Source organism: uncultured Winogradskyella sp., from assembly GCF_937958655.1.
Classification (GTDB): Bacteria; Bacteroidota; Bacteroidia; order Flavobacteriales; family Flavobacteriaceae; genus Winogradskyella.
In genome coordinates this window covers 1-13613 of the sequence record NZ_CALGNH010000069.1, presented here as the reverse complement: position 1 = coordinate 13613, position 13613 = coordinate 1, and the positions used below count along the sequence as shown (strand labels likewise).

Annotated in this window: 13 protein-coding genes and 1 pseudogene; 7 read left to right on the top strand and 7 right to left on the bottom strand. The window is 34.4% G+C overall.

Features of this window, described 5'->3' with window-relative positions; all coding sequences use genetic code 11:
- The 3 genes and pseudogenes from paaA to Q0800_RS12325 form a co-directional block, all read right to left on the bottom strand.
- Positions 1-127, bottom strand: a pseudogene (paaA, locus tag Q0800_RS12335) (1,2-phenylacetyl-CoA epoxidase subunit A); the annotation flags it as partial.
- A gap of 218 nt (positions 128-345) precedes the next feature.
- Positions 346-1419: a 2Fe-2S iron-sulfur cluster-binding protein gene (locus Q0800_RS12330; RefSeq protein ID WP_299130216.1), complete on the bottom strand. Its 1074-nt coding sequence runs from the start codon at positions 1417-1419 to the stop codon at positions 346-348.
- 136 nt (positions 1420-1555) lie between these two features.
- A complete protein-coding gene (locus Q0800_RS12325) occupies positions 1556-2125 on the bottom strand; it encodes a TetR/AcrR family transcriptional regulator (protein ID WP_299130214.1) in 570 nt (189 codons plus the stop codon).
- Positions 2126-2211: 86 nt separating this feature from the next.
- Here Q0800_RS12325 and Q0800_RS12320 point away from each other — a divergent pair, with 86 nt between their 5' ends.
- The gene (locus Q0800_RS12320; protein WP_299130212.1) at positions 2212-3969 is read left to right on the top strand and encodes an aromatic amino acid hydroxylase; all 1758 of its coding nucleotides are present in this window, start codon (positions 2212-2214) and stop codon (positions 3967-3969) included.
- Between the two features lie 3 nt (positions 3970-3972).
- On the top strand, positions 3973-4281 hold the full coding sequence (locus tag Q0800_RS12315; protein ID WP_299130209.1) for a rhodanese-like domain-containing protein: 309 nt from the start codon (positions 3973-3975) through the stop codon (positions 4279-4281).
- On the opposite strand, the gene Q0800_RS12310 is transcribed toward Q0800_RS12315, so the two are convergent.
- A complete protein-coding gene (locus tag Q0800_RS12310; protein ID WP_299130207.1) occupies positions 4273-4884 on the bottom strand; it encodes a DUF4230 domain-containing protein in 612 nt (203 codons plus the stop codon). The genes Q0800_RS12315 and Q0800_RS12310 overlap by 9 nt on opposite strands.
- Before the next feature lie 202 nt (positions 4885-5086).
- Between Q0800_RS12310 and Q0800_RS12305 the strand changes: the two genes are divergently transcribed.
- The 3 genes from Q0800_RS12305 (at position 5087) to Q0800_RS12295 (ending at position 8789) form a co-directional block, all read left to right on the top strand.
- On the top strand, positions 5087-5845 hold the full coding sequence (locus Q0800_RS12305; protein ID WP_299130204.1) for a hypothetical protein: 759 nt from the start codon (positions 5087-5089) through the stop codon (positions 5843-5845).
- Between the two features lie 167 nt (positions 5846-6012).
- Positions 6013-7737, top strand: a complete 1725-nt coding sequence (locus Q0800_RS12300) for an amidohydrolase (protein WP_299130202.1) — start codon at positions 6013-6015, stop codon at positions 7735-7737.
- A 341-nt stretch (positions 7738-8078) separates the two neighbouring features.
- Positions 8079-8789, top strand: a complete 711-nt coding sequence (locus tag Q0800_RS12295; RefSeq protein WP_299130200.1) for a hypothetical protein — start codon at positions 8079-8081, stop codon at positions 8787-8789.
- Between the two features lie 6 nt (positions 8790-8795).
- Here the strand turns inward: Q0800_RS12295 and gldC are convergent, their stop codons facing one another.
- Positions 8796-9137 (bottom strand): gliding motility protein GldC, encoded by a 342-nt coding sequence (gene gldC / locus Q0800_RS12290; protein WP_299130198.1) that lies wholly within the window; start codon positions 9135-9137, stop codon positions 8796-8798.
- Complete coding sequence (gene gldB, locus Q0800_RS12285; protein ID WP_299130195.1) at positions 9130-10098, bottom strand: gliding motility lipoprotein GldB; 969 nt, start codon at positions 10096-10098, stop codon at positions 9130-9132. The genes gldC and gldB overlap by 8 nt, the downstream gene beginning before the upstream one ends.
- Positions 10099-10181: 83 nt before the next feature.
- Between gldB and nadE the strand changes: the two genes are divergently transcribed.
- Both nadE and Q0800_RS12275 read left to right on the top strand, forming a co-directional pair.
- A complete protein-coding gene (nadE, locus tag Q0800_RS12280) occupies positions 10182-10970 on the top strand; it encodes an NAD(+) synthase (protein ID WP_299130192.1) in 789 nt (262 codons plus the stop codon).
- Between the two features lie 132 nt (positions 10971-11102).
- Entirely contained in the window at positions 11103-11735 is a 633-nt protein-coding gene (locus Q0800_RS12275) for a response regulator transcription factor (protein ID WP_299130190.1), read from the top strand.
- Here Q0800_RS12275 and dnaG read toward each other — a convergent pair.
- Positions 11736-13613, bottom strand: a 1878-nt coding sequence (gene dnaG, locus Q0800_RS12270) for a DNA primase (RefSeq protein WP_299130188.1), incomplete at its 5' end; no start/stop codon positions are given.

The window sequence follows — 13613 nt, the reverse complement described above, 5'->3', positions numbered from 1 at the left end:
GTGACATTTGACGAATGTGCGTTTTACGATACTTCTCTGGCATCCAATCTTTTGGTTCGATTTTTTCGTCTCTTGCGATACGTTCTTCGAACTGTTTCTCTAAGCTTCTAATTTGTTCTTCACTCATTGTTCATGGCTTTTGCTATTGGCTTTTGGCCATTAGCTTGTTGAACTTAATTTTTCTTTTTAAATATGTTTTAATTAGCTATTGGCTGTTGGCCTTAAGCTGTTGGCGGACTTCGACAAGCTCAGCCCAAGCGTTAGGGATTGAAGCGGCATCCTTTTTTGTTTTTCTCAAAAAAGATACAGCGGAAAGCCCGACCCTTGGGTAACGCCATAATTATTTTAGACATCAAAATCTACAACCACTTTATCTGTTGTTGGCACGGCTTGACAGCTGAGCACTAAATTTTGACTGACTTCTTTTTCGTCTAAGGCATAGTTGATTTTCATTTCAACATTGCCCTGTTTTACTTCGCATTTACAGGTACTACACACGCCTCCTTTACATGCAAACGGTAGGTCTGCTCCTGCGTTTAATGCTGCATCGAGAATGTTATCGAATTCTTTGGTCATGGTGAACAAAAACTCTTTTCCACCATCTACGATTACAACTTCTGTGCCTTCAACATGTTGTTTCGCTAATCGTTCTGCACGTTTAATATCTTCTTCGGATAATCCTTTAACAAATAGTTCAAAATGTATTAAATCTTCGGGCAAACCTGCATTAATCAAATAGTGACTCACAAAATTTATCATTTGCTCTGGACCACAAAGAAATACCTCGTTAGTATCAGGAATATCAATAAACGTCTTGGTTAGAACTTTCATTTTTTCTTCATCGAAACGTCCGTTAAACAGCTCAATATCTCTTCGCTCTTTTGTTAAGAAATAATAAATTTCTAGTCTCCCAAAATGTTTATTCCTTAGCTGTTCAAGCTCCTCCTTAAAGATAATAGATTTTGCTGTTTTATTGACATAGAATAACTTACAAGTAGAATTTGGCTCGGCTTCTAAATGCGTTTTTACCATTGACAGCACAGGTGTTATGCCACTACCTGCTGCAAAGAATACGTAATTTTTGGCTTTATCGGGCTGGCAATCCACACCAAAAACACCACTTGGTGCCATCACTTCTAGTTGATCTCCGGTTTGAAGCACTTCATTAACGTACGTAGAAAATTTTCCACCTGGAATTTGCTTTACAGCTACTTTCCACTGCTTATCTAATGGACTTGAGCATAAAGAATATGACCGTCTTACATCTTCATCATTAATATCAGCCTTAAGCGTTAAATGCTGTCCTTGATGGAAGGCAAATTTCTTATGCAATTCTACAGGAATTTCAAAAGTAATTACAGAGGTGTCTTCTGTTTCTTTATAGATGTCTGCAATTTTTAAATTGTGAAATTCTGCCATTTTACACTACGTCTTATGCGTGGTTTCTTTTAATTATAGTTAACACAAACCCTGAGATTCCTAGATTTCACTCGGAATAACAAGTTAAACTAACAGTTGTTAGTCTATGTAACAAAGATACAAATTAATTTCTAAACTATTTGTTAATGCCTGTGAGTAAGATTTTGGTTAAACTCGCCTTTAAATCTTCAATTGAAGCAATTTCCTTTTTTGGTATCCACAGATATAAAGAGCGTAGTGTGGTTAGCATAGAAAAGACCATAACATCTGGGTCTATGTTTTTAATTTCATGCTTTGCAATTCCATTTTGAATAATATGTTTTACATTATTCTCGTAGTCTTGGCGCAACTTTAAGTAATAATCTAGCTTGTGCTTAAGATGCATCCAATCGGAATTTAATGCGGCCAAACCATTGGCATTTGTGGTGGCAATTTTTATATGTAAGGCTATTATTTTTTCTAATTTTTGAAGGCTAGAACATTCAAGAGACGTAATAGCTTGCATACCGTTTGTAAAATCTTCGGCAATGGTAATTATAATATTTTGTAGTATGGTTTGCTTACTGTCTATATGATTGTATAAACTTGCTGCTTTTATGCCCATTTCGGCCGCTAAATCGCGCATGGTGACCGCTGTGTAGCCTTTTTCCTTAAACAGTTTTGCAGCTACTCTTGTTATTTCTTGTTTTCGTGTTTCTTTTTTCATTCACACAGCATTTAAGTGCTATTTGGTAAGGTTTTCTTTTTAACTAGACTATAAATCTATAATTTTGCGCCTCTACAAATATAAGCATGACAAGTAATTTTGAATCTAATCCACTGATTGACCGCCTACCTCCGCACTTGAAGCAGTTTATAAAGCCTCAGAACTACGAGGATTATACACCAATAAACCATGCGGTTTGGCGTTTTGTAATGCGAAAAAACATAAGCTACTTAAGCAAAGTGGCACATCATAGTTATTTAAAAGGTATTGAACATACTGGGATTTCTATAGACGAAATTCCTAGTATGTATGGCATGAACCGTATTCTTAAGAACATTGGTTGGGCTGCCGTAGCTGTGGATGGGTTTATTCCACCAAATGCGTTTATGGAATTTCAGGCTTACAAGGTTTTGGTTATTGCTAGCGATATTAGACAATTAGAACACATAGAATACACACCAGCACCAGATATTATACATGAGGCTGCTGGCCACGCACCTATTATCGCTAACCCAGATTATGCTGAATATTTAAGACGTTTTGGTGAGATCGGAGCAAAGGCAATATTATCCTCACACGATAATGATATGTATGAAGCCGTAAGAAAGCTTTCTATATTAAAAGAAGCTAAAGGGTCAAGCCAAAAGGATATTGATGCAGCAGAAACGGAGGTTCATAGACTTCAGAGCATAGATGTGCCCTTATCTGAAATGGCCCAAATACGAAACCTACATTGGTGGACGGTTGAGTACGGTTTAATTGGCACTACCGAAAACCCTAAACTTTATGGAGCAGGCTTATTATCCTCTATTGGTGAAAGCAAATGGTGCTTATCCAACGAGGTCGAAAAAATTCCATATTCTATAAAAGCTGCTGAAACGGAATTTGATATCACAAAACCGCAACCACAATTATTTGTAACACCAGATTTTGCTTATTTAATGGAAGTTTTGGATGAATTTGCTAATACTATGGCATTACGAACAGGTGGATGGCGCGGTTTAAACAAACTCATCGACTCTAAAAAAATTGGAACCATTGAATTAAATACAGGTCTGCAAATCTCTGGTGTATTTACAAAAATGATTAGAGATGAAGACAACAATGTCGTATACTTTAAAACCGAAGGCGAAACTGCCTTAGCCAACAGAGAGAAGGAACTTATTGGCCATGGCACCAAAGCACATAAACACGGATTTAGCTCACCCATAGGCAAATTAAAAGGCATTAATTTAGCCATTGAAAATATGGGACCACGCGACTTAAAAGCGTATAATTTTTACGATAATAAACGAATTGCTTTTGAGTACGAAAGTGGTATTACTGTAGAGGGCCAAAACATTACTGGTATAAGAAATAATCAAGGGAAACTGATATTAATTCAGTTTGAAGACTGCACTGTAGCGTATAAGAATGAAATTCTATTTTCACCCGAGGATGGCACGTTTGATTTAGCAGTTGGCTCTTCTGTAGTATCAGCTTATGCTGGTAGTGCAGATTATTTATCGTTTCAGGATTTGTACCATGTTTCAGAACACAAAACCATACAGCCTAGTTTTGATTTTGAATTGCTACAATTGGAAGCACTTTATAACGATGTTAGGGAATTTAGAGCTACTGATGAATATGACGAACTGCTGCTCATTGAAGTGCATAACTTGTTAAAAGAGAGACACCCAGAAGACTGGCTATTGCATATTGAGTTACTTGAAATCGCATACAATGATAAGTTTTCAGAAGCTATAAAAACGATTGAAACCTTTTTGGAAACAACAAAAACAAAACAACCTAAAATTGTACACCTCATTGAGGATGGCATTAATATTATACACGAAACACTTTAAATTATGGGATTATTAGATATTCTATTCGGTAAAAAAACAAACAGTATCGAAACTTATTTAGATAACGATGCGATTGTTTTAGATGTACGTACACAAAAAGAATTTGATGCTTTTCATTTTGAAAATGTGGTACATATCCCAATTTCAGAATTAAAATCTCGGGTCAATGAAGTAAAACAACGCAACAAACCTGTAATTGCCCATTGTAAAAGTGGCGTGCGCTCAGCTAGAGCAGTTTCTATTTTAAAAGCTAACGGTATTGATGCCATAAATGGTGGTGGACTACCAGCTATGCAAAACGTTTTACAATAGCAACTTAATATCGTTTTGAGAGGTTAATGGTTTTTGGTTGTAGATTAAAGTCCAACCCATAGATTCGGTTAAAATAAAAAACTTAGATAACTCACTAATGAGTCTGTTTTGAGCATTAGATTTTAAATCAGATGCTTCAATTTTTTTCATTAATTGCTTATTTACAGTCTCTTTAATAGTATTGTAATCTTGAGCTTCAAACGGGTTTAAGAAATCTGCTTGGATATCGTAATACTCAAAATCTGGACTAATTTTAATTTCTTCCCGTGGGATACTGAGAATTTGAAGCGTTTTATTTTCCTCATCAATTTTATATTCAATTTTACTTAAATCAAAACTAACTGTAACGTCTGCATTTACGATAACGAGGGCTCGTTTTTCGGCCTCTAACATATCACCGAAAACCGCTTTAGAATTCTTATAAGTAAACACCTCACTAAAATGCCCTTCTGTTACTACTAACTTTCCAACATTTTTAATCTGTTTTTGGATTAAAGCTGAGTTTTCTTGAAGCTGAATTTTTTGTTCTTGCTTATCTCCACAATACTTAAATGTAAATAAAACAATGAGTGTTAATAGGACTCCAAATAGGGTTTTTCGCATAGGCTAATTTAATTAATTTAAGATTTAAAAGGCCTTAAAATCCCTATTTTTAAATCTTGTTTTTCAACCATTCATCTACCAAGCATGTTGTTTGACTATTAAAAACGCTAATAAACTTGGATGTTTATGACTTAAGGCTTTACCCTATAACTTTAAGATTTGATTTACTAAATATAGCCCTCTAATCTCAAATTATATAATTATGTACATCAAACAAATTACCCTATTAAGTCTACTTCTTACTGTTAATATTTTTGCACAGCAAACTGTTTTGTTAAAAAATTATAATCCTAAGGTTAAAGATTTAAAACACAGATTAAACTTAACTAAGGACAGTTTAGTTTTATTAAGTGAAGAAAAAATAAAAACAGTAGAGATTTTTAATGCACATATTGAAAAAACAATAATAGTTGACGACTTTAACACTAAAATTGATATCAGTAATCTACCCATGGGTAAATTTGAAGTTGAAGTTAAGCTAGAACATAAAATTGCGTTAATGCATATTGTGAGGTATGAAGGCAATATAGAAGCTAAAGGGTCTAATAAAACTAGTAAAGATTACAACGCCTCTGTTAACAATGAGATGATGTTAGACGAAGATCTTAAGCCTATTACATATCGTCAGAGAGGTATTGAAAAATTATTATCGAGACCCAAAGCAAGAGCAGGTACAAAAAAATACTATTGGATTATCTACAAGGTTAACAACAAACTTGGTGCCAACAAAACCATGAAGCTTGTAGACGAACAGACCGCTCTTAAACTCATAAAAAGAAATAAATTAGAACTTAACAGCTATAGTGCACAGCATAATGAGCTTACGGTATGGGAAGTATACAATACTGATGAGTTTATGAAAAAACAGGCCACTAACCCTAATTTTATTTATGCTTCCTCCTCCGATAGCTTTAACACAACACCCTATTATACTGTTAATACGAGTCTAAAAAAGCCCTAAAATTATTAGACGTTTAAAATAAGCCCAGTAACTTATTAGCGTTATTTAAAACGGTTTTTAAAATTTAATAAGGACATTTAAATAATAGTGTCTATGTGGTTTAACACCTTTAGAAATTGGTTGTTATACATGAAAATTTGTAATTTCAGTGACCAAAACTATGCTTTATGAAATCACTGTTTTTAAAATCAATCACCACTATTGCACTTTTTTGTTTTGCATCATCGTGTAACACTACTACAGACCACTATGCCACCATGCTTATTTATGGAGGTACCATTTATACCGTAGACTCAACATCTATTAACGTTGAGGCAGTAGCCACCAAAGGCAACAAAATAATATTCGCTGGGTCTTTAAAAGAGGCGCAATCCTATAAAAATAAACAAACCAAACTCTTAGATCTAAAAGGCAAAACCATGACACCTGGTCTTATTGAGGGCCATGGTCATTTTATGGGTTTGGGTTACAACGAGCTTAATTTAGATCTCATGCAAACAACCAGTTACCAAGCTATTGTAGATGCTGTTGCCGAGCGTGTAAAAACAGCACAACCAGGCGAATGGATTATAGGACGAGGATGGCACCAAAGCAAATGGGATAGTATGCCTACCAATATGGTTCATGGGTTTCAAACCCATCATTTATTAAGCGAGGTTTCTCCAAATAACCCTGTTTATCTAAAACATGCCAGTGGCCATGCTGGTTTTGCTAATGAAAAAGCCATGGAAGTTGCTGGTTTAATTAATTTGGCATTAGACGGCGTTAAAACATACACTATTGAAGGAGGTGAAGTTTTAGTTGATGCCGCTGGGCAACCAACAGGAGTTTTTAATGAGCGTGCACAAACACTCATTACGAAACATATTCCTGAAAAAACACCAGAATCTGACGTAAAGGCATTTCAACTAGCGGTTAAGGCTTGTCATAAAAACGGAATTACTAGTTTTCATGATGCAGGCATTCCTAAAGAGACGATAGCACTTTACGAAAAAATGAAGGCAACTAATCAAATGAAAACGCGTATCTATGGTATGCTCACAGGTTGGGATAAAGACTTACTTAACACCTGGTATAAAAAAGGAATAATGATAGACCAAGATCATCTATTTACCATTAGATCCGTAAAATTAAACTGCGATGGAGCACTTGGTTCTCGTGGTGCATGGTTGCTAGAACCTTACACAGACCGACCAGACCACTTTGGACATGAAACACTACCAATGGAATTTGTTAAACAAACAGCCTTAAATGGCCTTGAGTATGGCTTTCAGGTTTGTGCACACGCCATTGGAGATAGAGCTAACAGAGAAATTCTCGATCGGTATGAATTAGCCTTTAATAAACGACCAGAATCTGCTAAAGATCATAGATTTAGAATAGAGCATGCCCAGCACCTTCACCCAGAAGACATTCCTCGTTTTGCAGCATTAAAAGTAATCCCAGCCATGCAAGCTGTACATATGTCTTCGGACAGACCTTGGGCTATAGACCGTTTGGGAGAAAAGCGTATTAAAGAAGGAGCTTATATGTGGCAAGATTTATTACAAAGTGGAGTACCTATTGTAAACGGTACAGATGTCCCTGTAGAGCCTATAAACCCTATTGCAAGTTTCTATGCAAGCGTTAGTAGAAAAACTTTAAAAGGTTTGCCAGAAGGAGGTTATGAACCAGAACAAAAAATGACTAGACAACAAGCTCTAAAATCTTACACCTTAGATGCTGCCTTTGGTGCTTTTGAAGAACACATAAAAGGCTCTATAACTGTTGGTAAATTAGCAGATTTCACAATCTACAATCAAGATTTAATGACCGTTGAAGAAAATGACATTTTAAACACCAAAATAGTAATGACCATTTTTGATGGAGAAATAGTCTATACTACAAAATAAAAAAAACACTAGTTTCCTCTACGTCTAAGGCCTAACTAATGCTTTTAACTGTGCTAAATTGCATTACAAAACTACGACTAAATCTTTTAGTTTGTATTACCAAAAGGTTACTACTCAGTTATATGTATGTTACCATAACTAATTTTTAATCTAAAGCTAAAATCTTAGCTGTATTAATGGTCGTTTATCGAATCTCGTAACAACTTATCTAAAAATAGTTACAACACATCTAATTAACTATTAATCAATACACTCTATATCTACTTTTGACATTAAGAAGTTCTAAATAAAAATTAGAATTATTAAAAACATTTAGTTCCCAAACTATAAACCTACTTATTATGAAAAAAGGATGTACTATACTCTTTTTGATCTTGGTATCTATAACCTATGGTCAACACTCTACACTTATTAAAAATATTAATATTAGAGCACAAGGTCTTAAGCATGATTTAAATAAAACTAACGACAGCTTACTTATTGAAAGCGACGAATTAATTTATAAAATTGACATCTTTAATGACGATTTTGAAAAATCATACGCAGTTAAAGACAATAAAGCCTCAATAGCTTTAAAGGACATTCCAGTAGGTCGTTTTATTACGGAGGTAGAAATTAACAACAAGCTTATTATAATTACATTAATAAGACATAAGGTCTATGAAGAATTGATCCCTATAAAAACCCCTGAACCCGCTGTAGTCCAAACCGAAAAGCTACCGGAACTCAACCAACGTTATGGAAAAGAAGACATAGTTTCCGCCCCAAAAAAACCTGTTAAATTTTATTGGATAGAACGCCAAATTAATAAAGGACCTGGTTCTAGTAAATATATGAGAATTGGTGATAAGGAAATAGTAGATAAGATGATTATTCAACATAAAATCGACAAAAAATCAATAACAGGTAAAAACAATGTACTTACTGTATGGGAAGTTTATGACGCTAGAGCATTTATCCGTTATAAAAAACAAAATTCTAACTATGCCAATACTAAAGATAAAAAGGTAACATGTTTTAACTCAGTTCCTATTTATGCATCTGGCACTTAAGATTTTTTAACCTTTATTTTTCAACTCAAGTTTTTCAGCAAAATAATCGCAAAAATCTTTCATTGTAGCCGTCATTTTTTCGTCTTGGGTTGCTCTCATAAAGGTATCGCTCATGGTCACTAAAGTTTGGTGAAAAAATAATTTCATTTCATCCACAGGCATATCCTTAGTCCATAAGTCTATCTTTAGGGTTTCTTGCGCATTGCTATCCCAAACAGAAAGCATAATAGCCTTTGCTTCCTCATTACTTACACCACCGTCTTGGGCCGACCATCTTAGTTTTTCAGGTACTCTATTTTCATCGAGTTCAACGTTTAATTCTATTTTAGAATTTATAGTTTTAGCCATTCTTTTTGGGTTTAAATTTTGATTTTCTGAATAATTCTTCGGAATCTTTTTGTAAAATAGATAGCGGGTCTTCATCAGTAGACTCAGCATAAGCACTTACAATTTGCCATCCTATGTATTGTCCAAGCCTTCCAGGAGATTCGTTGTCTAACTGTAAATAAAATTTAGAATAAGGCGCATCTGCTATAAATCGACTATGCAATTTATTATCTGTACTATAAAGCAGTTCTTTCTCAATAAAATAGCTCCATATCGCAGATTCATTAGCGATAGCCCAATTTAATTGATCTTCTGTATAACCCATTTTTTCGGCATCTGATACCTTAGGAATCATAAGATCTTTAAAATAAAGTATCTTACCAAAATAGATCATCTCATCTAAAAAGGTCTTTCTTTTATTCTGAAAAATATAACGCTTTGCGTAATCCTCTGCCACACTAGTAATAATCTGACCCTCTCTTAAATTCGCAGATAAGTACTTTGATATATTTTGGTAAAATTGATGATCTGCACCTAAAAAATTATCTAAGGCAATTAACACCAAAGAATCTGTTACTATCGTTTTGTTTCTGTAATCAACATCATTGGTTAAGGTAATTACACGTGGTGTAGAAAAGGTTTTATCATAATACTTTATGTGCTGAAACAACTGTTTTAAATCTCTTTTTTGGTCTTTAAAATTGGCATATTTAACATTGACTTCCGTTAGCAACATATCCTGTAGTGTGTCATTAATTCTATTTACCCAAACAGAATCAGGCACTTGTTTAGAAAACAAAAACGGATAAGCTTTTTTTAATTGAGGCAAATCTTTGGGTTGTGCCTTTAGAACAGCTTTATCAAAACGTTCTACAACAAAATCAACTTTAATTTTAGAAATTTCGTTTTCTAACTCAGAATCATTAGTACAAGACACAAAAAATAGCCCTAAAATTATCAATATATAAATTCTGAGTTTCATTTTACAAAACATTTTTAATCCTAACACGATTCCTTTATTTTTGTAGTGCAAAGGTACACTTCTTTGCTTAAAGTAATAATAGTATGCAAACAGAAAAAGTTGTTAATCACATTGTAAATTGGTTAAAAGATTATGCAACAAAAGCGAAGGTAAATGGCTTTGTTATTGGTATATCTGGTGGCATTGATTCTGCTGTAACATCTACGTTATGCGCCATGACAGGCTTAGAACTTTTATGCATAGAAATGCCTATTCACCAAGCCAAAAGCCATGTCACCAGAGCTCAAGAACATATAGCGCAATTAAAAGAACGATTCCCAAATGTAACAGACACAAGAGTGGATTTAACACCAGTTTTTGAAGAATTTAAAACGGAAGTAAGCCTAGACGGAAAGCAAGCTGTTGTGGATATGGCACTAGCAAACACCAGAGCGCGGTTACGAATGACAACACTTTACTATTACGCAGGTTTATTGGGACGATTGGTAGCAGGAACAGGAAACAAAGTTGAAGATTTTGGCGTTGGTTTTTTTACAAAATATGGTGATGGCGGTGTGGATTTAAGTCCCATAGCGGATTTGCTAAAATCTGAAGTTTATAACATTGGTGACTTCGTAAAGGTGCCAGAGTCTATTATGAAAGCTGCTCCAAGTGATGGTTTATTTGGTGATGCACGTAGTGATGAAGACCAAATTGGAGCCAGTTACCCAGAGTTAGAATGGGCCATGAAAATGAAAGACCAAGGCAAGACTGTTGATGATTTTACAGGTCGTCAAAAAGAAGCATTTAAGATCTTTATGAGTTACAATACTAAAAATAATCATAAAATGGTGTCCATCCCTATTTGTGAAATTCCAGAAAATTTGAGATAATTCAATAGTTTATCGATTAATTTACTGTAACTGTCTAATTTTTAGTTATTTTTGTTTAACGAATCTCCACTTTGTATTAACATAAGTTAATCATTAAATCGATTTAAACCTAACTAACAAAATCAATACCTCATGATACGAATTCTTGTTGTTGATAATCATCCTATTGTAAGAAAAGGACTAGAATTGTACTTAAACAAAAATGTTAAATTTAAGGTAGTAGGAAGTTTAAGCAGTGGTATTGAGATTTTTGAGTTTGTTAGACGACATAAGGTTGATGTCATTATTTCTGAAATAGATTTACCAGAACTTAATGGTATTACTGCACTTAGAGCCATTAAAAAAGAAAATAAATCTATAAATGTTTTAATGTTTAGTCACCAGCCCGAAGAAATATACGCCATTAGTACACTAAAGGCAGGTGCATCTGGCTACTTAAACAAAGATGCCAGTGTTGAAGCTATTGAAGCGGCTATAGAAAAAATTTATAATGGTGACATCTCTTTAAGTGATAAAATGGATAAACATTTGCATTACGAGGATACACGTAAAAGCAGAAGCCGTTTATTTAAAAAATTATCTACAAGAGAGGTAGAAGTACTAAAATTATTATCCATTGGTAGAAAAAACAAAGAAATTGCTGAGGAGCTAGATATTAACGAAAAAACCGTAAGCACCTACAAAGCCCGGCTTTTTAAAAAACTAAATGTTACAAATATTATAGACTTAATACACCAAGCAAAGCACCACAACCTTACAGCATAACTACCCACCTACAACCTTACCTAATTTTCTAGACAGCAACATCTTAAGACTAAGATAATCCTTAACATCCTCAACTATTGATCGTGTATCTGCACCTTCTTTTAAGGTTTCATTTTTATATTCTGCTACTTTTTGATCTATTAAATAGCACCTTAAACTCAATATGGTCTGACTTACTAATTGAGCTATAGAGTGTTCCTTTTCCTTAGGAATGATTTGATTACGCTCCCAATCGTGCAGATTGTATTTTTCGTCCTCCATTAAAATACCAGTAACTTCACTAGCAAAGTCCTGATCGAGTTGATTGATAAAGTTTTTGGTTGAAAAATTTTCGTCTTGGTTAAGTTTATCTATTAATGAGTAGTACAAGACTCTAAACTTTTCGTTAGAAAATAGCATTTCATCCTCTTGTAGATCTAAGTAAATTTTCTCAAATACACGTGTCTCATGCACCGTTGGCTCTAATAACAACTCACCAGAATGTTCATCTTCTTTTAAAATTAGATCTTCAAACTGTTCGGTTTTACTTCCATATAGCATTAAGATTTCTATAATCTTTCGTTCTAATTCATACTGAACATCTATTTTTTGGTGTTGTTCTGGTTGATTTTTTACAACCTCAAAAGCTTTTTTCTCTTCAGTATGTTTTTTGTTAGCTTCTTTAAGCTCTTTTTTACTAATCTGAGCAAGGGTGCTAAAGAGGACATTTTCACTAATATCCATAATCATAGCGCACTCTCTAATATAAATTTCGCGCTTTATAGCATCTGGTATTTTGGCAATGCTATTTACAATCTCTCGGATGGTTTCAGCCTTTTTAATAGGGTCGTTATTAGCTTCTTTTACCAATAACGACGCTTTAAATTGAATGAAATCCTTGGCGTTTTCCTGCAAATATGTAGTAAGCTCTTCTAAAGTGTTTGATTTAGCAAAACTATCCGGATCCTCTCCGTCTGGGAAGGTACAAACCTTAACATTCATGCCTTGCTCTAGGATTAAATCTATACCTCTAACTGAGGCTCTTATGCCTGCAGCATCACCATCAAACAAGACCGTTATATTGTTTGTTAAACGATTAATGAGTCGTATCTGGCCTGGCGTTAAGGCTGTACCAGAGGATGATACTACATTTTTAACACCGGTTTGATAAAATTGAATAACATCTGTATAACCCTCAACCAAATAGCAATTATCTTCTTTAGCTATAGTTTGTTTAGCAAAGTATAAACCATAAAGCACTTTACTCTTATGATAAATTTCACTTTCGGGTGAGTTAAGGTACTTGGCTGCTTTTTTGTCGTTGGTTAAAATACGTCCACCAAAGCCAAGAATACGTCCACTCATACTATGAATAGGAAACATAACGCGCCCCTTAAATCTGTCGAAAGTTTTGGTTACTGCATTTGTCGAGGTATCTTCCTTTACAATAGTAAGCCCTGTTTTCTCTAAAAACTCTAATTTATAACCTTTGCCTAAGGCATCATCCGTAAAGGCCTGCCACTCATCTAAAGCATATCCTAGCTGAAATTTTTCAATGGTCTCTTGCGTAAAACCACGCTCTTTAAAATAGCTTAAACCTATGGCTTTACCTTGGTCTGTTTTATGTAAAATCTTCTGAAAATATGTATTGGCATATTCACTTACCAAATACAAACTCTCACGAGCGTCTGCCTGTGCCTTTTCCTCGTCTGTACGTTCAGTTTCTTCAATCTCAATATTATACTTTTTGGCTAAATACCGTATCGCTTCTGGATAGGTAAAATGCTCATGTTCCATTAAAAACGTCACAGCATTACCGCCTTTACCTGTTGAGAAATCTTTCCAAATCTGTTTTACAGGAGACACCATAAAACTTGGTGTACGTTCTTCGCTAAAAGG

Bases quoted from the DNA above. Each gene is read 5' to 3' on its own strand.
- gldB (WP_299130195.1), bottom strand. From the start codon at position 10,098: ATGAAACTCAGAATTTATATATTGATAATTTTAGGGCTATTTTTTGTG.
- Q0800_RS12315 (WP_299130209.1), top strand. From the start codon at position 3,973: ATGGGATTATTAGATATTCTATTCGGTAAAAAAACAAACAGTATCGAA.
- Q0800_RS12330 (WP_299130216.1), bottom strand. From the start codon at position 1,419: ATGGCAGAATTTCACAATTTAAAAATTGCAGACATCTATAAAGAAACA.
- Q0800_RS12310 (WP_299130207.1), bottom strand. From the start codon at position 4,884: ATGCGAAAAACCCTATTTGGAGTCCTATTAACACTCATTGTTTTATTT.
- Q0800_RS12295 (WP_299130200.1), top strand. From the start codon at position 8,079: ATGAAAAAAGGATGTACTATACTCTTTTTGATCTTGGTATCTATAACC.
- Q0800_RS12325 (WP_299130214.1), bottom strand. From the start codon at position 2,125: ATGAAAAAAGAAACACGAAAACAAGAAATAACAAGAGTAGCTGCAAAA.
- gldC (WP_299130198.1), bottom strand. From the start codon at position 9,137: ATGGCTAAAACTATAAATTCTAAAATAGAATTAAACGTTGAACTCGAT.
- Q0800_RS12320 (WP_299130212.1), top strand. From the start codon at position 2,212: ATGACAAGTAATTTTGAATCTAATCCACTGATTGACCGCCTACCTCCG.
- Q0800_RS12300 (WP_299130202.1), top strand. From the start codon at position 6,013: ATGAAATCACTGTTTTTAAAATCAATCACCACTATTGCACTTTTTTGT.
- Q0800_RS12275 (WP_299130190.1), top strand. From the start codon at position 11,103: ATGATACGAATTCTTGTTGTTGATAATCATCCTATTGTAAGAAAAGGA.
- nadE (WP_299130192.1), top strand. From the start codon at position 10,182: ATGCAAACAGAAAAAGTTGTTAATCACATTGTAAATTGGTTAAAAGAT.
- Q0800_RS12305 (WP_299130204.1), top strand. From the start codon at position 5,087: ATGTACATCAAACAAATTACCCTATTAAGTCTACTTCTTACTGTTAAT.